21 protein-coding genes, 1 tRNA gene and 1 pseudogene are annotated in these 25,900 nt (G+C 66.1%); 13 read left to right on the plus strand and 10 right to left on the minus strand.

All coding sequences use genetic code 11. From position 1 onward, the window contains the following. Positions 1–74: 74 nt before the first annotated feature. Both mfd and QSJ19_RS08910 read right to left on the minus strand, forming a co-directional pair. Positions 75–3,683, minus strand: a complete 3,609-nt coding sequence (mfd, locus tag QSJ19_RS08905; RefSeq protein WP_286319740.1) for a transcription-repair coupling factor — start codon at positions 3,681–3,683, stop codon at positions 75–77. Positions 3,684–3,716: 33 nt separating this feature from the next. After that, positions 3,717–4,232, minus strand: a complete 516-nt coding sequence (locus QSJ19_RS08910) for a GNAT family N-acetyltransferase (RefSeq protein WP_286319742.1) — start codon at positions 4,230–4,232, stop codon at positions 3,717–3,719. A gap of 90 nt (positions 4,233–4,322) precedes the next feature. Here QSJ19_RS08910 and QSJ19_RS08915 point away from each other — a divergent pair, with 90 nt between their 5' ends. Next, entirely contained in the window at positions 4,323–5,117 is a 795-nt protein-coding gene (locus tag QSJ19_RS08915; RefSeq protein ID WP_286319744.1) for a dioxygenase family protein, read from the plus strand. Between the two features lie 48 nt (positions 5,118–5,165). Here the strand turns inward: QSJ19_RS08915 and QSJ19_RS08920 are convergent, their stop codons facing one another. Continuing rightward, the gene (locus QSJ19_RS08920) at positions 5,166–5,876 is read right to left on the minus strand and encodes a TetR/AcrR family transcriptional regulator (RefSeq protein WP_286319746.1); all 711 of its coding nucleotides are present in this window, start codon (positions 5,874–5,876) and stop codon (positions 5,166–5,168) included. A 45-nt stretch (positions 5,877–5,921) separates the two neighbouring features. Between QSJ19_RS08920 and QSJ19_RS08925 the strand changes: the two genes are divergently transcribed. The 6 genes from QSJ19_RS08925 to QSJ19_RS08950 all read left to right on the plus strand — a co-directional run bounded on the left by QSJ19_RS08925 (position 5,922) and on the right by QSJ19_RS08950 (position 11,371). Next, positions 5,922–6,335 carry a nuclear transport factor 2 family protein gene (locus QSJ19_RS08925; protein WP_286319761.1) on the plus strand — a complete coding sequence of 138 codons (414 nt, stop codon included), beginning with the start codon at positions 5,922–5,924 and terminating at the stop codon, positions 6,333–6,335. 212 nt (positions 6,336–6,547) lie between these two features. After that, on the plus strand, positions 6,548–7,192 hold the full coding sequence (locus QSJ19_RS08930) for an ABC transporter permease (protein ID WP_286319763.1): 645 nt from the start codon (positions 6,548–6,550) through the stop codon (positions 7,190–7,192). Further along, the gene (locus tag QSJ19_RS08935; RefSeq protein WP_286319764.1) at positions 7,189–8,460 is read left to right on the plus strand and encodes an ABC transporter ATP-binding protein; all 1,272 of its coding nucleotides are present in this window, start codon (positions 7,189–7,191) and stop codon (positions 8,458–8,460) included. The genes QSJ19_RS08930 and QSJ19_RS08935 overlap by 4 nt, the downstream gene beginning before the upstream one ends. Then, positions 8,460–9,197: an ABC transporter permease gene (locus QSJ19_RS08940; RefSeq protein WP_286320016.1), complete on the plus strand. Its 738-nt coding sequence runs from the start codon at positions 8,460–8,462 to the stop codon at positions 9,195–9,197. The genes QSJ19_RS08935 and QSJ19_RS08940 overlap by 1 nt, the downstream gene beginning before the upstream one ends. Further along, positions 9,194–10,168 (plus strand): glycine betaine ABC transporter substrate-binding protein, encoded by a 975-nt coding sequence (locus QSJ19_RS08945; protein ID WP_286319766.1) that lies wholly within the window; start codon positions 9,194–9,196, stop codon positions 10,166–10,168. Before QSJ19_RS08940 ends, QSJ19_RS08945 begins: the two co-directional genes overlap by 4 nt. A 252-nt stretch (positions 10,169–10,420) precedes the next feature. Then, positions 10,421–11,371 carry a glycine betaine ABC transporter substrate-binding protein gene (locus QSJ19_RS08950; protein ID WP_502876126.1) on the plus strand — a complete coding sequence of 317 codons (951 nt, stop codon included), beginning with the start codon at positions 10,421–10,423 and terminating at the stop codon, positions 11,369–11,371. A gap of 75 nt (positions 11,372–11,446) precedes the next feature. On the opposite strand, the gene QSJ19_RS08955 is transcribed toward QSJ19_RS08950, so the two are convergent. Further along, on the minus strand, positions 11,447–12,145 hold the full coding sequence (locus QSJ19_RS08955) for a TetR/AcrR family transcriptional regulator (RefSeq protein WP_286319770.1): 699 nt from the start codon (positions 12,143–12,145) through the stop codon (positions 11,447–11,449). Between the two features lie 94 nt (positions 12,146–12,239). Between QSJ19_RS08955 and QSJ19_RS08960 the strand changes: the two genes are divergently transcribed. Then, on the plus strand, positions 12,240–13,754 hold the full coding sequence (locus tag QSJ19_RS08960) for a DHA2 family efflux MFS transporter permease subunit (protein ID WP_286319771.1): 1,515 nt from the start codon (positions 12,240–12,242) through the stop codon (positions 13,752–13,754). A 102-nt stretch (positions 13,755–13,856) separates the two neighbouring features. Here QSJ19_RS08960 and QSJ19_RS08965 read toward each other — a convergent pair whose 3' ends face one another. From QSJ19_RS08965 to QSJ19_RS08975, 3 genes are all read right to left on the minus strand, one after another. Then, complete coding sequence (locus QSJ19_RS08965) at positions 13,857–14,477, minus strand: chymotrypsin family serine protease (protein WP_353507131.1); 621 nt, start codon at positions 14,475–14,477, stop codon at positions 13,857–13,859. A gap of 138 nt (positions 14,478–14,615) precedes the next feature. Then, positions 14,616–15,599 carry a TauD/TfdA dioxygenase family protein gene (locus tag QSJ19_RS08970; protein ID WP_286319775.1) on the minus strand — a complete coding sequence of 328 codons (984 nt, stop codon included), beginning with the start codon at positions 15,597–15,599 and terminating at the stop codon, positions 14,616–14,618. Positions 15,600–15,736: 137 nt separating this feature from the next. Then, on the minus strand, positions 15,737–18,082 hold the full coding sequence (locus QSJ19_RS08975) for a sulfatase family protein (RefSeq protein WP_286319777.1): 2,346 nt from the start codon (positions 18,080–18,082) through the stop codon (positions 15,737–15,739). A gap of 235 nt (positions 18,083–18,317) precedes the next feature. Here QSJ19_RS08975 and QSJ19_RS08980 point away from each other — a divergent pair, with 235 nt between their 5' ends. From QSJ19_RS08980 to QSJ19_RS08995, 4 genes are read left to right on the plus strand one after another with little or no spacing between them, the layout of a single operon-like run. After that, positions 18,318–19,913, plus strand: a complete 1,596-nt coding sequence (locus tag QSJ19_RS08980) for an ABC transporter substrate-binding protein (protein ID WP_286319779.1) — start codon at positions 18,318–18,320, stop codon at positions 19,911–19,913. Between the two features lie 2 nt (positions 19,914–19,915). Further along, positions 19,916–20,872, plus strand: a complete 957-nt coding sequence (locus tag QSJ19_RS08985) for an ABC transporter permease (protein WP_286319781.1) — start codon at positions 19,916–19,918, stop codon at positions 20,870–20,872. Continuing rightward, entirely contained in the window at positions 20,869–21,813 is a 945-nt protein-coding gene (locus tag QSJ19_RS08990; protein ID WP_286319783.1) for an ABC transporter permease, read from the plus strand. The genes QSJ19_RS08985 and QSJ19_RS08990 overlap by 4 nt, the downstream gene beginning before the upstream one ends. Next, positions 21,810–23,474, plus strand: coding sequence for a dipeptide ABC transporter ATP-binding protein (locus tag QSJ19_RS08995; RefSeq protein WP_286319785.1), 1,665 nt, complete (start codon positions 21,810–21,812; stop codon positions 23,472–23,474). The genes QSJ19_RS08990 and QSJ19_RS08995 overlap by 4 nt, the downstream gene beginning before the upstream one ends. Before the next feature lie 113 nt (positions 23,475–23,587). On the opposite strand, the pseudogene QSJ19_RS09000 reads toward QSJ19_RS08995, so the two are convergent. After that, a pseudogene (locus QSJ19_RS09000) lies at positions 23,588–24,323 on the minus strand (flavin-containing monooxygenase); the annotation flags it as partial. Between the two features lie 242 nt (positions 24,324–24,565). Between QSJ19_RS09000 and QSJ19_RS09005 the strand changes: the two are divergent. Further along, complete coding sequence (locus tag QSJ19_RS09005; RefSeq protein ID WP_286319786.1) at positions 24,566–24,871, plus strand: hypothetical protein; 306 nt, start codon at positions 24,566–24,568, stop codon at positions 24,869–24,871. Positions 24,872–24,929: 58 nt separating this feature from the next. On the opposite strand, the gene QSJ19_RS09010 is transcribed toward QSJ19_RS09005, so the two are convergent. Together QSJ19_RS09010 and QSJ19_RS09015 are read right to left on the minus strand one after the other, a co-directional pair. Continuing rightward, a tRNA-Gln gene (locus QSJ19_RS09010) sits at positions 24,930–25,001 on the minus strand. Positions 25,002–25,123: 122 nt separating this feature from the next. After that, positions 25,124–25,879, minus strand: a complete 756-nt coding sequence (locus tag QSJ19_RS09015; RefSeq protein ID WP_286319787.1) for an SDR family oxidoreductase — start codon at positions 25,877–25,879, stop codon at positions 25,124–25,126. Positions 25,880–25,900 lie beyond the last annotated feature (21 nt).

Consider the following 25,900-nt stretch of genomic DNA (forward strand, 5'->3'; position numbering starts at 1 on the left):
GGAGTGGAGTCAGGTCGTGGAGGGGGCATGTCGCCGGGGTGGAGGTCCGAACGCGGCCCGCCGACGACCACCGATCACCCGCCCTCGACCGGTTTGATCTGCGACAGGAATGTCGTCAGGTAATCCACCAACTCCTCGTCGCGCAGTCGCGGTGACCCGACACCGCCGGTTCGCGGGATCGGCAGGGTCACGACCGAGGTCGTCGCCCGGTAGCTCGCCGACGAGTACAGCCGCTTGAGCCGGACCTGCTCGCTGTCGAGTAGCGTCATCGGCGACACCTTGACACCTGTTCCCGCCAAACCGATCTCGGTCACCCCACGCTCGCGGCACCGCAACCGGAGTCGCGCGATCGACGCCAGTCTCCGGGTCTCCTCCGGTGGTTCGCCGTAGCGGTCGACCAGTTCGGCGAGCACGCCGTCGACGGCCCCGTCGTTCTCCGCGGAGGCCAACTTGCGGTATGCCTCGAGTCGGAGGCGGTCCGAATCCACGTACTCGACCGGGATGTGGGCATCCACGGGCAGGTCGATGCGCACCTCCGTCGGTTCCGAACTCGTGACCGGCTTGCCGTCGGCGGCGGCGCGATAGGCCTCGACCGCTTCCCCGACCAGTCGCACGTACAGGTCGAATCCGATGCCGGCGACGTGTCCGGATTGCTCCGCGCCCAACACATTTCCCGCACCACGCAGTTCGAGATCCTTCAGCGCGACGGCCATCCCGGCGCCCAATTCGTTGTTCTGGGCGATCGTCGCGAGGCGGTCGTAGGCGGTCTCGGTCAGCGGACGCTCCGGGCTGTAGAGCAGGTAGGCGTATCCGCGCTCACGACTGCGGCCGACCCGACCGCGTAACTGATGCAGCTGCGAGAGTCCGAGATTCTCGGCGCGGTCGACGATGAGGGTGTTGGCGTTCGAGATGTCGAGGCCGGTCTCGATGATGGTGGTGCACACCAGGACATCGAACTCGCGATTCCAGAATCCGGCGACGGTCCGTTCGAGCTGATCCTCGTTCATCTGTCCGTGGGCCACGACGACCCGCGCCTCCGGCACCATCTGCGCGATGTCACGCGCCGTCTTGTCGATCGTCGAGACGCGGTTGTGGACGTAGAACACCTGACCATCACGCAGCAGTTCACGACGGATCGCAGCCGCAACCTGTTTCGACGAGTAGCCACCCACATAGGTGAGCACCGGATGCCGCTCCTCCGGCGGTGTCAGGATCGTCGACATCTCGCGAATACCGGCCATCGACATCTCCAGGGTGCGCGGGATCGGCGTCGCGGACATCGTGAGGACGTCCACGTGCGTGCGCAGCGACTTGATGTGCTCCTTGTGCTCGACGCCGAAACGTTGTTCCTCGTCGACGATCACGAGACCGAGGTCCTTCCACGTGATGCCCGTCTGCAGGAGTCGGTGGGTGCCGATCACGATGTCGACCTCGCCGGTCGCCATCGCGTCGATGATCTCCTTGGACTCCTTGGAGTCGGTGAAGCGCGACAGCCCACGCACCCGGATCGGGAATCCCGTCATCCGCTCGGTGAAGGTCTGCAGATGCTGTTGCGCCAGAATCGTTGTCGGCACGAGGACGGCGACCTGCTTACCGTCCTGCACGGCCTTGAACGCGGCGCGGACCGCGATCTCGGTCTTGCCGTAACCGACATCGCCGACGATGACGCGGTCCATCGGCACCGCACGTTCCATGTCCGACTTGACCTCCGCGATGACCGTGAGTTGGTCCATCGTCTCGGTGAAGTCGAAGGCGTCCTCCATCTCGCGCTGCCACGGGGTGTCGGGACTGAACGCGTACCCGGGCGCGGCATGTCGCGCAGCGTAGAGCTGGACGAGTTCGCCGGCAATCTCCCGAACCGCCTTGCGCGCCTTGCGTTTGGTGTTCTGCCAGTCCGATCCGCCCAGTTTCGACAGCGACGGCTGCTCACCGCCGACATAGCGCGAGAGCTGATCGAGGGCGTCCATCGGGACGTACAGGCGGTCGCCGGGCTGACCACGCTTGCCGGCGGCGTATTCGAGTACCAGGTACTCGCGACGCGCACCCGAGACCGTCCGTTCGATCATCTCGACGAACTTGCCGATGCCGTGCTGATCGTGCACGACCAGGTCGCCCGCGGTCAGCGCGAGAGGATCGACCTGGTTGCGACGTTTCGCCGGCAGTTTTCGCCCGTCGCGAACGCCGGCCACCCGGTTGCCGGTCAGATCTGTCTCGGTGACGATCACCAGGCCGGCATCCGGACACACGATGCCCGACCGCAGCGTGCCGTGGAACACCGACACCTGTCCCGGCTCGGGTCGCGCCCCGCTTTCGACGATCTCGGCGGGCACCTCGGCCTCGCCGAGACGTTCACCGATCCGCTGGGCGGTCCCCTTGCCGGCCACGACGATCGCCGCCGCACCCCCGGACGTCACATGGGCGCGCAAAGACGCAAACGTGGTGGCGATGTCGTGTTCATTACCGTGCGGAGCCGGCGCGGCGGTCAGGTCGAGCTCGAGTTCGTCGCCGCTGCCCGTCGACAGCGGGCTCATGGTCCACCACGACCGGCCGGCGGCGAGCGTCGTCTTCTCCACGTCGTCGAGGGGACGGTAGGCGCTGGCCTGCAAGTCGATACCCGAGCCATCGGCGTTACGTCCGTCGACCGGCGCGTCCGCGCCGAGGGCTGCGGCCGTCCACGATGCCTCGAGGAACTCCGCACCGGTCTGGGCGAGGTCGGCTGCTCGTGTGCGGACCTTCTCCGGGTCGAGCAGCAACACACCGGTCCCGGTCGGCATGACCTCGGTGAGCAACTGCATCTGTCCCTCGACGAGCATCGGGATCAGCGCTTCCATACCCTCGACGGGGATCCCCTCGGCGAGCTTCGACAGCATCTCGGCGAGCACACCGTCGGCCGAGTGCTCTGCGGCGAGGTCGGCCGCGCGCCCGCGCACGGCGGGGGTCAGCATCAGTTCCCGACCGGGGTGCACACGGACGGTCGCGACCTCGATCTCCGGCTGGCTGCGCTGGTCGGCCACCGAGAACGCACGCATCTCGGAGATCTCGTCGCCCCAGAACTCCACGCGCACCGGATAGTCGGCCGTCGTCGGGAACACGTCGAGGATCCCGCCGCGCACGGCGAACTCACCACGTCGACCGACCATGTCGACGCGCTCGTAGGCCATCTCGACGAGATCGGTCAGCAGGCCGTCGAAGTCGATCTCGATGCCCTCGCGCAGCTCGACGGTGCGCACCGCGCCGAGCCCCGGCGCCATCGGCTGCACCAGCGAACGCACGGTGGTGACAACGACACGCAGCGGGGACCCGGCCTCGGGATGAGCGAGCCGGTACAGCACGGCGAGACGTTGGCCGACCGTGTCGGCGCTCGGCGAGAGTCGCTCGTGCGGGAGCGTCTCCCACGACGGGAACTGCGCGACCGATGCCGGGTCGTCGAGGAGTTCGGAGAGCTCGGCGGTGAGGTCGTCGGCCTCGCGGCCGTTCGCGGAGACGACGAGCAGGGGCGCGGTCCGGTCGGAGGCCGCGTCGGTCCCACCCGCGGCGGCGAGGCAGGCCACGACGAACGGTCGTGCGGCGTCGGGTGCGGTGATGTCGAGGCGGTCCTGACCGCGCCGACCGACCAGATCCGCGATGGCCTTGTCAGCGCAGGTGACCGCGGCAAGCCCGTGCAGGGCGGGGGTAGTCGACACTCCGACGATTGTAGGCAACGCCGATGACACGGATCAGGTCAGCGCTCGCTGCATGTAGATGCAGTCGATCCATTGCCCGAACTTGTAGCCCACGGCCGGGGTACGGCCGACCTCGACGAAACCGTGCTTGGCGTGCAGGGCGACCGACGCCTCCCCGCCCGTCGCCGCGATCACGGCGATCATCTGGCGGACATTGGTGGGGTCAGCGGCCTCGATCAACGCGCCCAACAGCGCGCCGCCGATGCCGCGGCCACCGGCCCCGGGATCGAGGTAGATGGTGTCCTCGGCTGTCCACGCGTAGGCCTTCTTGTCCCGGAAGGAACTCAGGTAGGCGAATCCGATGACCACCGCATCACCCGTGCCGCCGGCATCGTCGACGGCGACCACGAACGGCCGGTCCGCCGCCCGGATCGCGGCGAGCTTCGCTTCCCAGTGAGCCACCGTCGGCGCCTCGTAATCGAACGTGGCGACCGTGTGCTCGACGTAGTGTCCATAGATGGCGGTGACGGCCGGGCAGTCGGCCGCGGTCGCGGGACGGATGGAGACCATGCCGACGATGATGCCGGATCGACGCAGGCAGCCCGAACACGGTACCGACCGCGCGGAATCAACCGGACCACGGTCCCGTTAGATACCGACATGAGCGCAGCCGACTCCGTTGATCGTCCACCCACGCTGTTCCTCAGCCACGGCGCGCCACCTCTGGTGGACAGCGAGCGCTGGGTGGACCAGCTCACCGAGCTCGCGGGCCGGCTGTCCCGTCCGTCCGCGATCCTCGTGGTATCGGCGCACTGGGAGGCTGCCCCGTTGACGATCGGATCGACCGATCCGACGACTCCGCTGACCTACGACTTCTGGGGCTTCCCCGATCGCTTCTATGAGACGACGTACTGGTCCCCCGGCGCCGACGAGCTGGCGGCGTCCGTCGAGGCGATGATGCCCGACAGCGAACCGATCGCCCACGATCGGCGGCGACGCCTCGACCACGGTGCCTACGTCCCGCTGACGGTGATGTACCCCGAGGCCGACATCCCGGTCCTCCAGGTCTCACTGCCGACCCTCGATCCCGAACGGCTGCTCGACCTCGGCCGCCGGCTCGCGCCGCTCCGCGACAACGGCGTGCTGATCATCGGCTCAGGATTCATCACGCACGGCCTGCCCTACCTCACCGATCCCACACCGGAGGCGACGCCGCCCGAATGGTCGGTCGAATTCGACGCGTGGGCGCACGAGCGTTTCGCCGCGGGTGATGTCGACGCGCTCATCGATTTCCGCAACCGGGCGCCGGGGATGCCATACGCGCACCCGACCATCGAACATTTCGCTCCGCTGTTCGTCGCGCTGGGCGCGAGCGATGACGTCGGACAACCCCCCGATCAGGTCATCGACGGTTTCTGGATGGGACTGGCGAAGCGGAGTGTCGTGCTCGCGTGACGCGCGTGGCGGCAGCCGGACAAGTCGCCGGCACCTGCGAACCGCTTGCTACAGAACGGTTTCCGTGTCGTCGACGATAGACCGCTCCCGCGACTCCACGTAGTCCGGGCCGACGAGTTCCGGGCTCGGGTCGAGGCGGGTGAGCCCGTTCCAGCAGAGGTTCACCAGGTGCGCAGCGACCACCTCCTTCGACGGCTCCCGGACGTCGAGCCACCACTGGGCGGTCACCGACACCATCCCGACGAGCGCCTGCGCGTACAGCGGAGCCAGCGTCGGGTCGAAGCCGCGGCGCTCGAAGTCACCGGCCAGAATGTGTTCGACCTGACTGATCGCATCGTTGAGCAGGCTGGAGTACGTGGCCGTCTCGCTCGCGTCGGTCCGGTCTCCGCGGACGAGGATGCGGAAGCCGTCGGTCCGCTCCTCCATGTAGGTGAGGAGGGCGAGGGCCACCTGCTGAATCCGGTACAGCGAGCGGTTCTTCGTGAGCGACGACGTGACCATCTCCAGCAAGGTCTCCATCTCGCGGTCGACGACGACCGCGTACAGGCCTTCCTTGCCACCGAAGTGTTCGTAGACGATCGGTTTGGAGACACCGGCGCGCTGGGCGATCTCCTCGATCGAGGTGCCCTCGAATCCGCGCTCGGCGAAAAGCCCCCGGGCCACCTCGATGAGCTGCAGGCGCCGCTGAGCGCCGGTCATCCGGGCACGAGGTGCGCGCTGCACCTCGCCGGACTTGTCGGTCGGGCGGCTCACTGCCATGGGACAACCCTATCCACGACGGCCCGACTGCGGTAATCAGTAGAGATGCTGACCATCGAGGAGATCTCGGCACGTCTCGAGATCCAACAGATCCTGACCGAGTACTCGACCGCCGTGGATTCGCAACAGTTCGAGGATCTCGACCGGGTGTTCACCGCCGACGCGCGCATCGACTACAGCGCCACCGGCGGCATAGTCGGCGATCTTGCGGAGGTGAAAGCGTGGCTCGCGCAGGTGCTCCCGGCCTTCTCGGCCTACTGCCACCTCGTGGGCAATCATGACATCCGGGTCGACGGCGATGCAGCCACCACGCGCTCGCTCTGTCTGAATCCGATGCAGACGCCGGACAACTCGACGTTCCTGTTGGGGCTCTGGTATTCCGACACGTGGATTCTCACCGACGACGGCTGGCGCATTACCACCCGGACGCTTGAGAGGTGCTTCGACAAACTGATTTGACTCATCGCGACGAAAAGTCCGAGCCACGGTCCGACGAGCACGAAAAGCCAGCTCACACACTAATCTGAGACAACTCGACTACGTTTGCCCACGACTTTGACGACGAATATGACAACGTCTGAACGCCATCTCGATAAGGTGATTACGGTTCGGGGCCCTGATTCCGCTCAGCGGTATCAGTCAAGGGAGCACTGAGAGCGAGGGGAGATCTCGTGCAGTTGTGGGACTACGTTCAGGGTCACGCGTCGAACCTGACGTTCCTGACCTACCAGCACGCGTCCTTGGCCTTCCAGACGGTGCTCGTGGGCACAATCGTCGCGGTCATCGTCGCAGTCGCTGTCTACCGCCTTCCGTTTTTCTCGGCGCTCACTTTGACCAGCAGCCGAGTCGCGCTGACGATTCCCTCGTTGGCCCTGCTGGCACTCCTGATCGTGCCTTTCGGGCTCGGAGTGGTTCCGTCGTTCATCATGCTCGCATTCTTCGCGACCATGCCAGTGATCGGAAACGCCATCGTCGGACTGCGGTCGGTTCCCGATTCGGTGATCGAATCGGCACGCGGAATCGGGCTGTCGCGCTGGCGGATTCTGCTGTCTGTGGAACTTCCGATCGCGTGGCCCGTCATCCTGACCGGCATCAGGGTCTCCACGCAGATGATCGTCGGCGTGGCGGCGATCGTCGCCTACGTTCTCGGGCCCGGCCTGGGGTCCCTCATCTTCAACGGACTTTCCCGACTCGGCGGCGCCAACGCCCTCGAGATGGCCCTGACCGGAACGATACTCATCGTGGCGATCGCCCTGGTATTCGACGGACTCCTGGTTCTCCTCGGACGTTTCACCATCTCCAAAGGATTGTCATGACGCATTCGGCCACCGACCAGATCTCGCAGCGCACCGTCACCGGAGCGCCGATTCGCCTCGACGGCGTGGTGAAACGCTATCGCGGACAGACCAAGCCGGCCGTCGAGCGCCTGGATCTCGACATAGAGGCGGGTGACATCGTCGCGTTTGTGGGTCCTTCCGGATGCGGCAAGACGACCACCTTGAAGATGATCAACAGGCTCATCGAGCCCAGCGAAGGCCACATCTTCATCGGCGGCAACGATGCGACCAAAGAGGATCCCGACAAACTTCGCCAGTCGATCGGCTACGTCATCCAGTCGGGCGGGTTGTTCCCGCACTGGTCGGTGGCGAAAAACATCGGCGCCATCCCCCGCGTCCTCGGATGGGACAGGAAGCGAATCGCCGAACGCACCGAGTACCTGCTCGACCTCGTCGGACTCGACGCAGCGACATTCGCCGACCGCCTCCCCAAGGACATGTCGGGCGGTCAGCAACAGCGCGTCGGCGTCGCTCGTGCCCTAGCCGCCGACCCGCCCGTCCTACTGATGGACGAGCCTTTCAGTGCAGTCGATCCGATCACCCGAGTTCGATTGCAGGACAGTCTGATCGCGATCCAGCACGAACTCGCCAAGACCATCGTCATCGTCACGCACGACTTCGAGGAGGCGACGAAGCTCGGCGACAAGGTGTTGATCCTCTCCGAGGGCGGGCACGTCGAGCAGTACGCCGCACCAGAGGAGATCCTGGCCAACCCGGCAACGCCTTTCGTCGAGGAGTTCGTGGGCTCAGGCGCCACACTCGCTCATCTGACCCTCACCCGCGTAAGGGATGTGGAGCACGAATCGGTGACGACCGCGACGGTTGGTGAGCCGGCCGGAGATGTCATCGGTCGCGCCCGAGCCGCAGGCCACTCCTGGGTTGTCGTGGTCGACAACGAAGGCCACCCACGCTCATGGCCATCGATCGACGAATTGAACTCCAAGCCGCAGGTCTCCGACTACATCGACCGGCGAATCCCCGTGGTGGCCCGGTCCTCGACCCTCAACGACGCTCTCGACACCATGCTGGCCGCCAGCCAGGGTGGTGCGCTGATCACCGACGCACGTGGAGCGGTCGTCGGATCGCTGACGATCAAATCGGTCATGGAGGTCATTCGGACACAACTCGCCGAGGCACGAGAAGACGCAGTGGAGCACGGCTACGAGAGCCATGCCGAGGGCACACACACTGGAGAGACCCCGGTGATCGTGGCCGCGGACGATGACGAAGGTACGGCTCCCCGGTGATCACGCGACTCCGCCGACTCCCGATGGACGTATGGTTCGAGCCACTCCTCATCGTCGTGCTCGGTGTCGGCTACATCGTCTGGTATCAGTCGACGACGTTCACCGAAACCGAGCAGGCCGCCCTCGGCTGGGACAACCTCCGTACCACCATCTTCGATCACATCAAACTGACGCTCACCGCAACCGTCATCGTGGTCGTCGTCGCGATCCCGCTCGGCATACTGCTGACCCGCCCCTCGATGCGGTGGCTGAACCCCATCGCGGTGAACATCGCGAACATCGGACAAGCCGCTCCCGCAGTCGGTCTCCTCGTCCTGTTCACCTTCTGGCTCGGTACGGGATTCACAACGGCCGTCATCGGCCTCGTGGTCTATGCGATCCTGCCGATCCTCCAGAACACCATCGTTGGTCTGCGACAAGTGGATCAACGCACGATCGAGGCGTCGCGCGGGATCGGGTACTCCGGGCTTCGAACCCTGGTCCAGGTCGAATTGCCCTTGGCCGTACCGGTGATCCTCAACGGCGTTCGCACTGCCCTCGTGATCCTCGTCGGAACCGCGACGTTGAGCACGTTCATCGGCGCCACCAGCCTGGGTACGTTGATCACCACGGGCGTGACGCTGTTCCTGCCCAAACTACTCATCTCCGGTGCCATCCTCGTCGGCCTGCTCGCCCTGATCATCGATTGGCTCGGTCGGCTGGTCGAATTGTTCGCGACCCCGCGAGGTGTGGCATGAAGCGCGTGGCAGGTGTGCTTGTCACGTTCGTGGCATCGGTTCTTACGATCGCCGGATGCGGCCTCGTCAGTTCATCGGGCACGTTCGACGCGGCCAGTCTCCCCGACGGCTCCAAGCCTCTCGAGGGAGCGAAGCTGACGGTGACGTCCAAGAGTTTCACAGAGGGAGTCATCCTCGGCAAGATCACCGCGACATATCTGGCGGCAGCAGGTGCGGACATCACCGATCTGACCGGCGCACCCGGTTCGGCGTCGTCGCGCCAGGCGCAATTGAATGGCGATGCGGATCTGGTCTGGGAGTACACCGGAACCGGATGGGTCAATTATCACAACGAGACCGAGACGATCTCCGACCCGCAGGAGCTCTGGCAGAAAGTCCACGACATCGAGAAGCAGGAATACGACCTCGAATGGTTGCCGCCGGCGAACTTCAACGACACTTACGCGTTCGCCGCGTCGAGTCCGACGGCGAAACGCCTGAATGTGCGCAGTCTGTCCGACGTCGCCCGGCTACCCGTTCAGGATCGCACCTTCTGCGTTGACGACGAGTTCTTCAGCCGCTCAGACGGTTTCGTACCCATGCTCGATAAGTACGGCATCCCGTACAACACGCCCAACGGCGTCCCCTCCGGGAATGTCACCCGAATGGACGCGGGCGTCGTGTACACGGCGACCGCGAAGAGCTCACCGTGCAACTTCGGCATGGTCTACACCACGGACGGCCGGATCAAGAACCTCGACCTCGTCGTGCTCGACGACGACAAGAAGTTCTTCCTGCCCTACAGCGGCACCGTCGTCGTTCGCGGCGAGATCTACCGCCGCTATCCACAACTGCCCGGACTCATCGCCAACATCTCGAATCGCCTGACCGATCAGATCATGCAGGACCTGAACGGGAAAGTCGACATCGACGGCGAAGATCCGTCGACAGTCGCCTACGACTGGCTCAAGAGCGAGGGATTGATCGAGTAAACGATCGCTCGATCTCGGTAAGGCCGCCACAGTCGGATCTCCGTCCGTCGGCACAGCCTACGCAGAGTACCTTCAGCGGCGCTTCGCGCGTGGCACACTGAGAACCACCGGTGTCACGCTCTGCCTGCCGAAACTGCTTGTGTCGCGATGGTCTTGGTCGGCTTGCTGACCGTGATCATCGAACTCGTCACAACCCTGAGGACTCTCATGAACCGCCCAGCCCGACGATGTAGACCCCTCCGGACGACATTGATGCTGATGGCGTCCGGGGTCCTGCTCCTGGCCGGCTGCGGCCTGGTGAGTTCGTCCGGCACCTTCACAGTCGCCTCATTGCCCGATGGACAGAAACCGTTGCAGGGCGCCAAGATCGCCGTGACATCGAAGAACTTCACCGAGAGCGTCTTGCTCGGCAAGATCGCGGCCACCTACCTTGCGGCGGCCGGCGCCGACGTCGTCGACCTCACCAACGCACCGGGGTCGGCGTCGTCCCGGCAGGCCCAACTCAACGGCGACGCGGACCTGTTGTGGGAGTACACCGGAACGGCGTGGGTGACCTACCTGCACGAGACCGAGGTCATCCCCGACCCGCAGGAACTGTGGCAGAAGGTGCACGACGCCGAGATCGAGCAGAACAATCTCGTATGGCTGCCGCCTGCGAACTTCAACGACACCTACGCGTTCGCGGTGTCGGGTCCGACAGCCAAGCGCCTCAACGTGAAGACGATGTCGGACATCGCGAAGCTGCCTGTCGACGAACGCACGTTCTGCATCAACGACGAGTTCTTCAGTCGCCCCGACGGAATGCTACCGATGCTGAAGACCTACGGCATTCCGTACAACACACCGAACGGCGTCCCGGCCGGCAACGTGACCCAGATGGACTCCGGCGTCGTCTACACGTCCACGGCCAACAGCGCGCCGTGCAACTTCGGCATGGTCTACACCACCGACGGACGCATCAAGAACCTCGAGCTGACCGTTCTCGAGGACGACAAGAAGTACTTCCTGCCCTACAGCGGGACCGTCGTGGTGCGCAAGGAGACCCTGGATCAGTACCCGCAGATCCAGCCGCTGATGGACACGCTCTCCGAGCGGCTCACCGACGAGGTCATGCAGGAACTCAACGGTCAGGTCGACATCGAGGGCGAGGATCCGTCCGACGTCGCCTACAACTGGCTCAAGAGCGAGGGCCTCATCACCTGACCGCAAAGCCGGAATCAGACCCGATCGGCGCGATTCTGAACCCGGTCAGCGGAATCCAGGGCACGATCGGCGGGGTCAGTCGCGGTCCATACGCCGCTGCTGGATCGCCCGGATCTGCTCCTCGCTGAGCGGTGGCGTGGGTATCGCGGCGGCGTCCGGCTCAGCATGGATGCCGCGCAGGAAGAGTTCCACGTAGCGCCGCCATGCTCCCGGGACCGTCGCTTCGGTGAGGTCGGCGAACGACGAGATCATCGTGAAGATGCCGAAGAAGTCAGTGCTCGAGACGTCGGATCGCAGCACACCGGCTGCCATCGCCCGGTCGAAGATCTCCTCCATGTGCCGGGTCAGCTGCGCCTTCGTCGACTCGATGTCCGGGTGCGAATGGTCGATGCGCATGATGATGGCCGCCAACCCACGGTCCGCGGCGAGCACACTGCAGAACCACGTCAGCAGATCCACCACCGCCGCCCATGGATCGGGGTCGTCGAGGGCGTCGTTCGCATGCGCCACGACCTCCTTGAGGTGCTCGGCGAAGATGCCGGTGATCAGGTCGTCACGGTTCGCGAACCGCCGGTAGACCGTGCCGACGCCGACCCCTGCACGTTCGGCCACCTCGTCCATGGACACCTCGAGGCCACGCTCGGCGAACAGGTCGCGGGCGGCCTCGATGATCCGCAGGCGGTTGCGCTCGGCATCCGCCCGCAGCTGACGGGGTTCGACCTCTCTGGGCTCGATCCCGTCGGGTTCGACTTTCGGGTTCGACGACGTGTGCATGGTCACATTCTATAACCGGAGGAATCATCTCCGGTTCACGGCCGTTGTCACGCAGTAAGCGGAGGAGATACCTCCGCATCAGACGGAGGCCCGAATGAGTACCACGTACGATACGGCCGACGCACCGGTCGCCGAGAAGGAATCCGAGCAGGAACGGCATCACCGTTTGCGCTGGGTCGTTCTGGGCGTGCTGGCGCTGGCCCAGTTGATGGTCGTCCTGGACGCGACCATCGTGAACATCGCACTACCGCACGCCCAGGCGTCCCTCGGCTTCGACAACGCGGACCGACAGTGGATCGTCACTGCCTATGCCCTGGCCTTCGGCAGCCTGCTGCTGCTCGGCGGGCGACTCTCCGATCTGTGGGGCCGCAAGGTCACCCTGGTCATCGGCCTGGTCGGTTTCGCCGTGATGTCCGCAGTCGGTGGCGCGGCCGTCAACTTCGAGATGCTGGTCGCTGCACGTGCCGGGCAGGGCGTCTTCGGCGCACTCCTCGCACCTGCCGCGCTGTCTTTGCTGACCACCACGTTCACCGATCCGTCGGAGCGCGGCCGCGCGTTCGGCATCTTCGGTGCGATCGCCGGCGGCGGCGGTGCACTCGGTCTGCTACTCGGCGGCATGCTCACCGAGTGGGCGGAGTGGCGCTGGTGCCTGTACGTGAATCTCGTCATCGCAGCCATTGCCCTCGTCGGTGCCGTGCTGTTCGTCGGATCGCACAAGGCCGAGCATCGGCCGCGTCTGGACATCCCCGGTGTCGTCACCGTCTCGCTGGCCCTGTTCTCCGTCGTCTACGGATTCTCCAACGCGGAGACCAACGGCTGGGGTGACTGGGCGACGATCACCTGGCTCATCGCAGGTGCGGTGTTGCTCGCCGGATTCGTCTGGCTGCAGTCGCGGACCGATCATGCACTGCTGCCGCTGCGCGTGGTGCTCGACCGCACCCGTGGGGGCTCCTACCTGGTCGTCTTCATCGCCGGCATCGGCATGTTCGGCATCTTCCTGTTCCTGACCTACTACCTGCAGCAGAACCTCGGGTTCAGCCCCATCCGCACCGGCCTCGCGTTCCTGCCGATGATCGGCGCGCTGATCGTCACCGCCACAACGTCGACCGGTGTACTGCTGCCGCGGTTCGGCCCGCGGTGGCTGATGAGCGCCGGCATGCTGATCGCGGCAGGCGGCATGGTCTACCTGACCCAGATCACCGAGACGAGCTCGTACGCGACGGACATCCTGCCCGCGCTGATCATCATGGGTCTCGGGCTCGGCGCCTCGATGGCACCGGCCATGCAGGGTGCCGTGTCGGGTGTCTCGTCCGACGACGCGGGCGTCGCATCGGCGACCGTGAACACGATGCAGCAGGTGGGCGGTTCCGTGGGCACCGCGTTGCTGAGCACCATCGCCGCCAGCTCGGCCACGGGATACCTGACCGAGCACGCCTCGCACGTGGTCAACCCGACCCAGCTGACACAGCTGGCCGCCGTGCATTCGTACACGACCGCGTTCTGGGTCGCGGCAGCGGTGTTCGCCGTGGGTGGTGTCATCGCCGGGCTCATGGTCCGCAGCGGCAAGCTGCCGACCGCCCCCGAAGACGCACCGGCGATGGCTCACTGAGTCATGCGCTCCGACGATCGGCCGACATGACGACGGTGGCCGTCGCTCCCAACAGGGGCGGCGGCCACCGTCGTCGTGGTTCTTCTTGTTGTCAGGGCGCCGTCAGCGCAGATTCGCCGGGAGAGCCGAGACCGGCGCGACGAGGGTGTCACTCCCACTGCCGGCCGAGAGTATGCCGACCACCCGGCCGCCGGCATCGCGCACTCCGGCCCCGCTGTCCCCGGACTCCGAGACCAGGGTCGACCGGACGGAGACGGTGGCCTGCTGGATCAGGAACGGTGGCGCGAACGAGAAACCCTGTGCGGTACGGACCGTCGGTCGTGGATCGGTGATGACCCCGCGCCCGAATCCGGTGGTGACGCCTCGCTTGGTGACCTGCTGGCCCTGCCAGAAGCCGGACGTCCAGTTGACTGTGTCGACGACGACGCGGCTGCGTGGTGCCAGCCGTATCACGGCGATGTCGAGGCGTCGCGTGATCCGGTTGGCGCTGATCGTGCCGATGCGGACGCCGGTGGGATCGAACACGGCCTGCCCTACATCTCCGCAGTGCCCCGCGGTGATCGCTTTCGTCCGTGACAGCGCGGCACCGAGGGTGCATCGTGCGCTCGTCACGATCGTGTCCTCGACCTCGATCGCCATGCCCGACCGCACCATCGGGGTCGTCGCCTGCGCGGTCACGGCGGGCGCAGCTCCGACGGCGAGCGCCGAGAGCAGCGCCGCCACAGCAACCCTTGTCCGCATAGCTCCCCCTCGAGATCGCTGCGGACTCAGTGCCCGACAGTCACGGTGGGGTAACGCTAGCACGGCGAGGATCCGCGATCGCGAGACTTTCGGTGCCCGAGTACCAGGGCGCTCGACGGGTCAGGCCGCGAACACCGAGAGGCGTGAGGGCTCCTCGACCACCGAGTAGTGCGAGGCGTCGCCCTGCAGCACCTGGCTGGACTGGCCGTTCACATCGACCGGGACATCGCCGGCCAGCGTGATTCGATGCAGCTCGCGAGTCTGGTTGCCGTAGTCGGCGATACCGTAGTGCTGGGTCGCGCGGTTGTCCCAGATCACCACGTCACCGAGGCTCCAGTTCCAGCGGAAGGTGTTCTCCAACTTGATGATGCGCGCCTGCAGCAACTGGTAGAGGTCGGCGAACTCGGAGCTCTTGAGCCCACGGAACTCCTTGGCGAAATGACCGAGGAGCAGGCTGCGTTCCCCCGTCTCCGGGTGCACGCGCACGACCGGGTGCAACGTCTGGTACTCGCTGCTGGTGAACTCCTTGTAATGATCGGCCTTGCGGCTGACGTCGACCCCGCCGGTCGGCTCGGACTGACTGACATAGTCGTAGAGATTGGTGTGGGTGGCCCACAGCTCCTCGGTGAGTGCACGCAGAGGCTTGGGCAGCTGCTCGTAGGCCGCGACCGTCGACGCCCACGTGGTCGCGCCGCCATAGCTCGGCAGGGTGACCGCACGCAGGATCGACGCCTTCGGAATCCGGTCGACGAAGGTGACATCGGAGTGCCAGCTGTTGGCGGCTCCCTCGATCGTCAGCAACTGGCTGCCGCGCGAGGTGACGGTCGGATGCGGGGCGGTCGGGTCGCCCAGCAGCTGGGCGAAGGCGTACTGGCTGTCGTCGTCGAGGTGATCCTGTCCGGTGAACGCGATGGTCTTGTTGATCGCCAGCGCCAGACGGATCGCCTCCACCTGTTCAGGCGCAAGGTCACCGCCGAGCCGGACCTGTCCGATCCGCGCCCCGATGTGCTCCCCGAGCTTCTGGACGGTGATCCCGGCATCCCGGTAGATCTCCTGGGCGGCCCGCTCCCGTTCGGTCCTGTCATCGATCTGCGCCAGCGTCATCTCTCTCATCCTCTCTGACCGGTGTCATTGTCACCGCGGTCGTTCTCACCAATGTCGTTTCACGACAGACATTTTCATCAGATCACCCGGTCAGGGACGTTAGCGAGTCCACAATCACCGTGATCGGAAGTCGCGGATCAGTCCGCCGAGTTCTCGGCCGCATCGTCGATCTGGCGGCGCACGTCGGCGGGCACCCGCACAGTGCCGGGGTGATACGTGACCGCTCGCAACGCGGAGCCGAAGGCGAAGACACCACGGCGCCGTCGCAGTTCGGAATCCACCGGACCGCGGGCGTCGAGTCCTACCGAGATTCCGGTCCAGGGGGCCATCCCGACGAGCTGGAACTGGTCGTCGAGTTTGGCGATGATCGACGACTGGCCGTCGGCCACGGCCTCGACGGTGAAGTCCCACCGGACATTCGGCGTCGCGACAGCACGCACGACAAGCCCCGTGGCGCCCGGCGGGATCGGGCCGGAGGCGCTTCGTCGTCGGCCGTAACTGTTGAACACGAGGTGGGCAGAACCCGATTCGACGTACAGCAGGTAACCGCCCTGCTGATCCCCGTGGGCGACGACGACACCCTCGTCCTGCGCGGTCCAGTCCACCAGTTCGATGTCGATCTCGAAGTCGCGGTATGCGATCAGTCGGCTGGACCGGTACCGCTCGAGCGTTGGTGTCCCGGCGAGGATACGCACGGGGTCGGTGAGGCGCTCTTCGTCCGGTCGGCGACGGATCTGCGCCGGAACCGAATCGAAGAGCGGGAACACCGTGTTGCGCCAGGCGGCGTCGTCCCACGCCTGCGCGAGCTCGGCCACCTTCTCCGGATGGTCGGCCGCGAGATCACGCGTCTCGGCCGGGTCGACGGTGACGTCGAACAACTGCCAGACCGGGTTGTCGACGGCCGACGGGTCGGTGTGCAGTGACACCAGTTTCCAGCCGTCCCGATAGAACCCGCGATGGCCACCGAACTCCGCGTACTGCTCGGTGTGCCGCGACTCGGCGTGCCGGTCACGCAGGAAGTCGGCGGCGCTGACCCCGTCGCGTTCCTGGGCCACTCGTCCCCGGCGCCGGTCGGGGGTGTCGACGCCGGCCAGATCCAGCAGTGTCGGGACGACGTCGGTGACGTAGGAGAACTGTCGACGGACACCGTTGTCATCGTCTGCCCGGCGCAGTCCGCGCGGCCAGGAGAGGACGAACGGGACTCGGACGCCACCGGCGAAGGTCTGGCCCTTGTAGAAGCGGAACGGCGTGTTGGACGCCTGACCCCACCCTCGCGGGTAGTGCACCCCGAGCTCCGGCGAACCGATCAGCTCCTCGTCGTGCGGGACGTCGCGCTCCCAGTCCGGCGGCACCGGTCCGTGCACGAATTGGCTGAAGTACGAGCGGGTTCCGACCGGACCGCCCTCGGCGGTGCCGCCGTTGTCCGAGGTGAACACGATGATCGTGTTGTCGAGCTCGCCGAGCTCGGTGAGGGTGTCCATCACTCGCCCGACGCTCTGGTCGACGCTGTCGACCATCGCCGCGTAGACCTCCTGGTAGCGCTGATACCGCCGCTGCTCGTCGGGACCGAGGTCGTCCCACGGGGGTGCGTCGTATCCCGGTTCGGTGTTCCGCGGCGCGATCGGGGTGTCGGGATCGAACAGCCCGTCGGCCTTCTGCCGGTCGAATCGGCGCTGCCGGATGACATCCCACCCCTCGGCGTACCGATCGCGGTACTTGGCGAGGTCGGCATCCTTGACCTGGTGCGGTCCGTGCATCGCGATGTGCGCGAAGTACAGGAAGAACGGCTTCGTCTTGTCCTGGGCACGCAGGGATTTGATCTGGCGGATCGCGCGATCGGTGAGATCGTCGGTGACGTAGTAGTCCTCCGGATACTCGTCGACGTCGACGACCGAATTGTCGGCGATGAGTTGATTGGGGTAGAAGAACGAGTTGAGCCCTTCGAGAGAACCGTAGTAGCTGTCGAAACCACGCTGCACCGGCCATGATTCGCGGGTGCGCCCCGGCCCCATGTTCGCGTCCCGAACAAGGTGCCACTTGCCCACCGCGTAGGTCGCGTACCCGCTTTCGCGAAGGATCTCCGGCAAGGTGAGGACATCGTCGGCGAGTTCGAGACGGAGACCAGGGAATCCGGGGTCCGAGTTGGCCACGCTCCCATAGCCTGCGCGGTGCGGGTTGAGGCCGGTCAGCAACGCCGCGCGGGCCGGCGAGCAGACCGGCGTCGTATGGTAGTTGCTCAGACGGAAGCCGTTGCGCGCCAATCGATCGATATTGGGGGTATCGATCTCCGCGCCGAACGGGCCGATGTCGGAGTAGCCCATGTCGTCGATCAGGACGACGACGATGTTCGGCGCGCCCTCGGGTGCCCGCCGCTCATCCGGCCACCACGGTTCCGACTGCGACGTCGTCCGGCCGATCACCCCACCGAATCCCTCGTAACCCCGTGCATCCGCGGGAATCGTCGGGGTCGTCCGTTCGACCATCGTGGCCCGTCCTCCTCATCGTCGTCGTCCGCGATCGGCGACGCGGGCAGGAGGCACGGTGCCGCACCGTCGTTCGGGTGTCAAGGGTTCCATCCGCACGAAATCGAACAGGGCGTCCGGCATGCTGCAGCGGCCACAATGAGCGGCGGTCCTGCCTGTCGGTGGGCCCTTTCGACAGCCCAGATCTCCTCTGCGACCACCACATCTCGCAGACCTCACAGAAACGTCATCAAGCATGCTCCGACATCGAGGTATCCGGGTGAGCTGCGCGCTCATCGTCGCGATCCTCTCCGTGGTCGCGACCGCCGGCTGCCAGTCCGCGGTCTCCCGACAGCAGAACTCGGCCGTGCGGTCCCTGGCGCCCGGTGAGCCCGCGCCCCGCGGCGGCGAACTCCGCGTCGGCGTCCTCAACGACCTCTCCCCGAAGACATTCCTGCAGATCGGGACCGGAACACTCAACGGACAGGTCGTCGCCAACGCCTTCGACACCGTGATCCGCTATTCACGCGACTCCCTGACCGTGCGGCCTGCACTGGCCACCGCCTGGCAACTCGCCCCGGACGGCCGGTCGCTGACCCTGGATCTGCGTCGCGACGTCACGTTCCACGACGGGCGGCCGTTCGTGTCGTCGGATGTGGAGAACTCGATCAAGGCATACCTCGGTGGACCGTGGACGCCGCAGTTCAAGCGCACGGCGGCTGCCATCACCACGTTCGACACCACCGATCCGCATCGCATCGTGTTGGGTTTCGCGCATCCGCTGAGCAACATCTTCGATCTTCTCGACTCGGCACCGATCGTCGACCAGAACAGCCTCGCCGACCTCAAGGCCGGCAAGCGTTTCAACGGAACAGGACCGTTCCGGTTCGCGTCGTGGCAACCCAATTCGTCTGTCCGCCTTGTCCGCAACGAGCACTACTGGGATGGCGCGCCGCCGCTGGATGCGATCCGGTTCGTCGTGGTGAAGGATGACCAATCCCTCGCCACCCGACTGCGCACCGGACAGCTCGACGTCGCGGACGGGCTGAGCTACCACGATCAGCAGCTGATCACGTCCCGGTACGGGTTCAAGGAAGTCACGTTCACCGGCGGCGAGGAGCAGCAGTACGTCGGCATCAACGTACAGAATCCCGTACTGGCCGACGTCCGGGTACGCCGGGCCATCGCCTACGCCGTCGACCGCAAACGCATCATCTCGGACGTGTACCGCGGCAGCGGCTACACGGTGAACCTGCCGTGGCCCCGGTGGTCGCCGGCCCACCAGTCGGCCGCCAACGACACCTACACCCGCGATCTCCCCAAGGCGCGTGCACTTCTCGCGCAGGTCGGCCCGATTCCGCGACTGGCACTGGACTTCTCGACGCAGGGCGTCGACCGCGTGATCGCCGAGATCGTGCAGTCGAACCTCAAGGACGTCGGGATCGCGGTCGATCTCGTGCCGAACGACCAGACGCAGCAGGCATCGAAACTGATCGGAGGAAAGTTCTCCGGCCTCTGGCTCCTCCAGCACGGTTTCGCGCAGTTCACCCCGTCGACGCTGGCGGTGTCCGCCTATCCGTTCAACGCGGCGAAGAACTCCTCGAACTACGTCAACCCGGCCTACGCCGCCGCGGCTGATGACGCCTGGACCACGCCCGACGGCACTTCGCCGGCAGCGCTCGACGCCTACCGGCGACTCGACGACATCTGGCTGAACGACCTCTTCCTGGTCGGGATCGGGGTCGTGCTGACCAAGGCCGCGACCGCAGGTTCGGTCGGCAACGTCGACTGGGATCGCCGCAATCAACTCCACCTCGCGAACACATATCTGACCACCGCAGGGAAGCAGTAGACATGCTCGGATACCTGATACGTCGGCTCCCGACCGCCATCGTCGTGCTGGTTGTCGCCTCGTTGCTCATCTTCTCGATACTGCGTCTGATTCCCGGTGGACCCGAGGCCGCACTCGCCGGCCCCGACGCGTCTCCCCAGGAACTCGCGGCGATCCGCCACGATCTGGGTCTCGACCGCAGCTTCCTCGCGCAGTACCTCACCTGGATCGGTGGCGTGCTGACACTCGATCTCGGGCAGAGTTACCAGGTCGGCGGCAGCATCTCGGGCCTGATCGGTTACGGACTCACGAACACGCTGATCCTGACGATCACCGCGTTGATCATCGCGATCGCGTTGGCCTTCACGCTCAGCCTGGCCGCGACCATCTACGACAACAAGTACCTGAACGCAGCGCTCACCGGCGTCAATGCCGCCGCAATCGCCCTGCCGACCTTCGTCGTCGGGACGGTGCTGATCCTCGTGTTCGGTGTCCGCCTTCGGTGGCTCCCGGCGGGCGGGACACCACCGGACGGATTCACCGACAGCCTGCAGATCAGCGCGCAGTACCTGATCCTGCCCGCGCTCACGCTGGGGTTGCCCGCGGGTGCGATGCTCGCGCGCTTCCTCACCGAGTCGATTCGCACGGAGTTGCGACAACCGTATGTGGTGACGGCGCGTTCCCTGGGTGTCTCGCACACCGACCTCGTTCTCAAACATGCACTGCGCAATGCCCTTCCACCTACGCTGACGGCGCTCGGCCTGACCGTCGGAGCACTTCTCGGCGGTGCGGTGCTGGTGGAGTCGATCTTCGGCTGGCCGGGACTCGGCCTGCTGACCGAAGAGGGCATCTTCACGCGCGACTATCCGCTGGTCCAGGTGCTCGTGCTGCTGTCGGTGGCGGTGTTCGTCCTCATCCAGCTCATCGCCGACATCGCGCACGCCTGGCTCGATCCCCGCATCCGGCTGGCAGGTGAATGATCTTGACATACAGCACAACCGGGCTCACCACGACCGATTCGTCGGCGTCCGGCCCGCTCGACCCCGACATCGCGCCCGGCCTACTCCCGGAGAGTCCCGACGACCGCGAGGTACGGAGCACGCAGACACCACTGTGGCGCAGCCTGTTCCACGGCTCCGGTCTGGTCGGCCTCGCCCTCGTCGGCACGGTGATCCTTCTCGGACTCTTCGGTCCCCTGCTCACCCAGTTCGGGCCGGATCAGCAGATCGACGGCGCGTACCTGCTGTCGCCGAGCTTCGAGCACTGGTTCGGCACCGACGACGTCAACCGTGATCTGCTCACCCGCGTGCTGTACGGCATCCGCATCGATCTGCTGATCATCTTCGTCGCCGTGCCGGTCGGCGCGGGTATCGGCATCCTCGCCGGCCTGGTGACCGTGTCGAGCCCGATCAGCGATGTCGTGGCGCAGCGGGTGTTCGACGTGATCCTCGCATTCCCCGCACTGATCCTCGGGATCACACTCACCGCGGTGCTCGGCCCGGGAGCGTTCACGGTCGGCACCGTCATCGCGCTGGCGGAGATCCCCATCTTCGGCAGGCTCACCCGCACATCGGTTCTTCGCGTCCGCGAGATGCCGTATGTGGAGGCCGCGCGAGTCAGTGGCGCCTCGACAGCCCGGGTGCTCCTGCGTCACGTCCTGCCCAACTCACTCGAGGCACTCGCCGTCCAGTTCGCCTTGTCGTTGTCGCTCGCGGTGTTCATCGAGGGTGCGCTGAGCTATCTGGGCGTCGGCGTCGTCGCACCGACTCCGTCGCTGGGATCCATCCTGGCCACCGGCAACGGCTACCTGGAGACGAATCCCTGGTTCTCCGCCGGCCCGTTGATCGTCGTGTCGGCGCTCGTCCTCGGCTTCTACCTGATCGCCCAATCCATTTCGCACGATCGGAGGATCGGACGATGAGTACGCCCACCGCACAGGACACCACACCGGCACTCGTCGTCGACGACCTGCATGTCGACTTCGACTATCCGCGGCCGGCGGTGGGCGGCATCAGCCTGAAGGTCGAGCGCGGCGAGATCCTCGCGCTCGTCGGTGAATCCGGCTCCGGCAAGAGCGTGACCGCGCGTGCCGCCATCGGCCTGCTGCCGGAGACGGCACGGGCCACCGGCTCGGTGCGCGTCGACGGCGTCGAGGTCCTGAATCAGCCGGAACGCCTGCTGAACACGATCCGTGGCGATCGGGTGGCGATGATCTTCCAGGAGCCGCAGACCGCACTCAACCCGGTCCAGACCGTCGGATGGCAACTGCGCCAGGCACTGCGATCCCACGGCAGGGTGTCACGAGCGCTGGCCCGCGAACGAGCCGTCGAACTGCTCGCGCTCGTCGAGATCCCCGATCCCGGGCAGCGCGTCGACTACTACCCCCATCAACTGTCCGGTGGTCAGAAGCAACGGGTGGTGATCGCACTGGCGCTGGCGAACGATCCCGTGCTGCTCCTCGCCGACGAGCCGACGACGGCCCTCGACGTGTCGGTGCAGCGCGAGATCCTCGATCTGCTCGTGCGGCTGCGCGATCGGACCGACGCCGGAATCCTGCTGATCACACACAATCTCGGTGTCGTCGCCGACATCGCGGACCGGGTCGTCGTCGTCCAGCTCGGTGAGGTCGTGGAGTCCGGGGACGTCTACGAGATCTTCGCCCGACCGCAGCAGCCGTACACACGCCAGCTACTGGCGGCCGTCCCGCGCCTGCCGGAGGCCGATGACCACGGCGACGACAACGCGCCCGCCGAGGACGGCGAATCCGCCCAGCCGGTGGTCGCCGTCGAGTCGATCACGGTACGCCACCCCGGCCGGTTCGGGGCGAAGCCGCACACCGCGCTCACCGGCGTCTCGCTGCACGTCGATCCGGGCGAGGTGCTCGGTGTGGTCGGCGAATCCGGTTCGGGCAAGACCACTCTCGGACGTGCGGTCGGCGGGCTGATCCCTCTTCAGGAGGGCCGCATCCTCCTCGAGGGCGACGACATCGCGGCGATCTCGAAGGCGCGACTGCGCACGCTCCGCCGTCGGGTCGCCTTCGTCCCGCAGGACCCGACCGCATCGCTCGACCCACGGTTCACCGTGGCCGAATCGATCCGCGAGCCGCTGGAGATCCAGGACATCGGATCTCGACAAGACCGCGCCGCCCGGGTGACCGAGCTGTTGTCGGCGGTACAGCTGCCACGCTCGTTCGCGACGCGACTGCCCCACGAGCTGTCGGGCGGTCAGCGCCAGCGGGTCGCACTCGCGCGGGCGCTGTCGGCGGATCCGCACCTGCTGATCGCCGACGAACCGACCAGCGCGCTCGATGTCTCCGTACAGGCGCGGGTCCTCGATCTCTTCCAGCATCTCCAGCGCGAGTTCGGGTTCGCCGCGATCTTCATCAGCCACGACCTCGCCGTCGTCGAACACGTGGCCGACCGGGTGGTGGTGCTGCGCGACGGGAGGATCGTCGAGAGCGGAACGGCGCGATCCGTTCTCACCGCCCCCGAGGATCCGTACACCGAGCAACTGGTGGCCGCGGTGCCGTACCCGGACCCGGTGGTGCAGCGCGCACGGCGGGATTCCACACTCGCGGTGTGACGACGGTGGGCATGTGGGCCGGTTCAGGTCACGCGGGTCGACTCGGATCATGCGCCTCGCCGACGGACCGCGTGAGCGTAGTGACACCTCGTGGTCCGAGAGGGCCCGCGTGGTTACCCTCGTAGGGTGACATGGCGATCGTCCGGGCCGGCGAGCATCGACTCCATCGTCCGGCGGTCGAACGGCCAGAGGTCGATACCCGTCCCGGTCTGATACCAGGAGTTGCAGCCGGTGTTCCACACTGTCGGTTCCATCGCATCGTCGACCTGTGCGTTGAACTCGTCGGTCGCCTCGTCGGTGACCTCTATCCGATCCACCTCTCCCGCGCGGAACCTGGTGAGCCAAGCGATGATGTAGGTGGCCGTCACCGATGCCGAGTATTGCAGGGAGATCGGTCCGGTGGGCGAGTTCGGTCCGAGGACCGTGAACAGATTCGGGAAACCCGGGATCGCCGTCATCCGGTAGGCCCGCGGACTGTCGCGCCAGACGTCGTCGAGCGTCACCCCGCCACGTCCGACGACCCGCATCGGACGCATGTAGTCGTGCGCACGGAGGCCGGTCGCGAGGACAATCACGTCCACGTCATGGTGATGGCCGCCCGCGGTGACTGATGTCACCGTGATCAATCCGCTCGATCGGCTCGGTGACGAGTTCCGCATTGTCCGCCGAGAGTGCGCGGTAGTACGTCCCGGACAGGACCTGACGCGTGCACAGGGGTTGGTAATCTGGCGTGAGTTTGTCGCGCAGTTCGCGATCGATGACCTGGGCACGCAGCGACAACCGCGCATACCGCTGGACGGCGCGCCGACGCCAGGTCGGCTTGGTGACGACATCGACGAGGATCCCCGACGCGGGGACGGGGCCACCAGCCTCGACGCCATCGCCGAGGCCGCCGGCTACTCGAAGGGTGCGGTCTACTCGAACTTCAAGGACAAACCCACCCTGTGTCGGGCGGTACTGGAGGACATTCACCGGGAGAAGATGCGCGAAGTCGCCGCTCTCACACCGGAAGCGGAATCAACTGACATCGCGCAGTTCGTCGACGATCTCGCCGACTGGCTCCGACGCACCCTCGGGGATGTGGATGGACGATGCTGGAGTTCGATTACGCGGTTCTGTCGCGTAACAACCCGACCGTCCGCGACAACATCGTCGAGTTGCGCACCGAGGTCAGCGAGACGATCGCCGGACTGCTGGATCAGGTGCTCGGCGATCTGCTGTCGCGTGCCGCCGAACAGATCGGGGCGGACATCCCCACCTCGCGAGAGCTCGCAGACCTCGTCCTGAGCACCGGGATCGGACTGGGCGTCCGGCGGGCCGTCGACCCGACGGTCTCGGTCGAACCCGCGATCGACATCCTCACGTCGGCTGCCACGCTGGTGGCCGCGATGCGGTGAGTGCCTCCGACATCGGATCGGGCGAGGACAGGGCCGCCGTGGGAATCCCAGGGTTGCGCTCCCCCACCAGGACTCGAACCTGGAATGCCTGAACCAAAATCAGAAGTGTTGCCGATTACACCATGGGGGAATACTGCGCAGACGATTGTGCCACAGGCACCCTGCGCAGGACGTGCCACCTTCCCGCTCACCATCCCCGTTCCCGCTCCTCCGCCTGGATGAGCGAGAACGAGAAGGGTGAACGGGAGCGATCTAGTCCTTCGGGCCGCCGGCGACGTAGACGACCTGACCGGACACGAATCCGGCACCCTCGCTGACGAAGAACGACGCGGTGTGGGCGATGTCCTCGGGGACGCCGGTGCGGTTGACCGGGATCTGCGAGGCGGCAGCCTTCTTGAAATCCTCGAAGGGCACGCCGACGCGTTCGGCGGTGGCCGCGGTCATCTCGGTCTCGATGAAGCCCGGGGCGATCGCGTTGGCGGTGACGCCGAACTTGCCGAGCTCGATGGCGAGCGTCTTGGTGAAGCCCTGCATCCCGGCCTTGGCGGCGGAGTAGTTGGCCTGGCCGCGATTGCCCAGCGCCGACGTGCTCGACAGGTTGACGACGCGTCCCCACCCGGCGTCGACCATGTGCTTCTGAGCGGCCTTGGTGACGTTGAACGCACCACGGAGGTGGACGGCCAGGACGGTGTCCCAGTCGTCGACGGACATCTTGAACAGCAGGTTGTCGCGCAGCACGCCGGCGTTGTTGACGACGACGGTCGGCGGGCCGAGCTCGTCGACGACCTTGGCGACGGCCGCGGTCACCGAGGCCTCGTCCGCGACGTCGGCGCCGACCGCGATGGCCTTCCCGCCGTCGGCGGTGATCGCGGCGACGGTGTCCGCGCAGTTGTCGGCGTTGAGGTCGAGGACGGCGACGGCGAGGCCGTCGGCGGCCAGCCGCTTGGCGACAGCGGCGCCGATGCCCCGCGCCGAGCCGGTGACGATGGCGACTTTCTGACTGCTCATGGATGTACCTCCGTTGGTCGG

This window comes from Gordonia sp. ABSL11-1 (genome assembly GCF_030315685.1).
Taxonomy (GTDB): Bacteria; Actinomycetota; Actinomycetes; order Mycobacteriales; family Mycobacteriaceae; genus Gordonia.

Excerpts from the sequence above, each read along its gene's own strand:
- QSJ19_RS08960 (WP_286319771.1), top strand. The coding sequence starts at position 12,240 with ATGAGTACCACGTACGATACGGCCGACGCACCGGTCGCCGAGAAGGAA.
- QSJ19_RS08910 (WP_286319742.1), bottom strand. The coding sequence starts at position 4,232 with ATGGTCTCCATCCGTCCCGCGACCGCGGCCGACTGCCCGGCCGTCACC.
- QSJ19_RS08990 (WP_286319783.1), top strand. The coding sequence starts at position 20,869 with ATGATCTTGACATACAGCACAACCGGGCTCACCACGACCGATTCGTCG.
- QSJ19_RS08915 (WP_286319744.1), top strand. The coding sequence starts at position 4,323 with ATGAGCGCAGCCGACTCCGTTGATCGTCCACCCACGCTGTTCCTCAGC.
- QSJ19_RS08945 (WP_286319766.1), top strand. The coding sequence starts at position 9,194 with ATGAAGCGCGTGGCAGGTGTGCTTGTCACGTTCGTGGCATCGGTTCTT.
- QSJ19_RS08925 (WP_286319761.1), top strand. The coding sequence starts at position 5,922 with ATGCTGACCATCGAGGAGATCTCGGCACGTCTCGAGATCCAACAGATC.
- QSJ19_RS08935 (WP_286319764.1), top strand. The coding sequence starts at position 7,189 with ATGACGCATTCGGCCACCGACCAGATCTCGCAGCGCACCGTCACCGGA.
- QSJ19_RS08950 (WP_502876126.1), top strand. The coding sequence starts at position 10,421 with ATGCTGATGGCGTCCGGGGTCCTGCTCCTGGCCGGCTGCGGCCTGGTG.
- QSJ19_RS08980 (WP_286319779.1), top strand. The coding sequence starts at position 18,318 with ATGCTCCGACATCGAGGTATCCGGGTGAGCTGCGCGCTCATCGTCGCG.
- QSJ19_RS08995 (WP_286319785.1), top strand. The coding sequence starts at position 21,810 with ATGAGTACGCCCACCGCACAGGACACCACACCGGCACTCGTCGTCGAC.
- QSJ19_RS08955 (WP_286319770.1), bottom strand. The coding sequence starts at position 12,145 with ATGCACACGTCGTCGAACCCGAAAGTCGAACCCGACGGGATCGAGCCC.
- QSJ19_RS08975 (WP_286319777.1), bottom strand. The coding sequence starts at position 18,082 with ATGGTCGAACGGACGACCCCGACGATTCCCGCGGATGCACGGGGTTAC.
- QSJ19_RS08920 (WP_286319746.1), bottom strand. The coding sequence starts at position 5,876 with ATGGCAGTGAGCCGCCCGACCGACAAGTCCGGCGAGGTGCAGCGCGCA.
- QSJ19_RS08970 (WP_286319775.1), bottom strand. The coding sequence starts at position 15,599 with ATGACGCTGGCGCAGATCGATGACAGGACCGAACGGGAGCGGGCCGCC.
- QSJ19_RS08985 (WP_286319781.1), top strand. The coding sequence starts at position 19,916 with ATGCTCGGATACCTGATACGTCGGCTCCCGACCGCCATCGTCGTGCTG.
- QSJ19_RS09005 (WP_286319786.1), top strand. The coding sequence starts at position 24,566 with ATGCTGGAGTTCGATTACGCGGTTCTGTCGCGTAACAACCCGACCGTC.
- QSJ19_RS09015 (WP_286319787.1), bottom strand. The coding sequence starts at position 25,879 with ATGAGCAGTCAGAAAGTCGCCATCGTCACCGGCTCGGCGCGGGGCATC.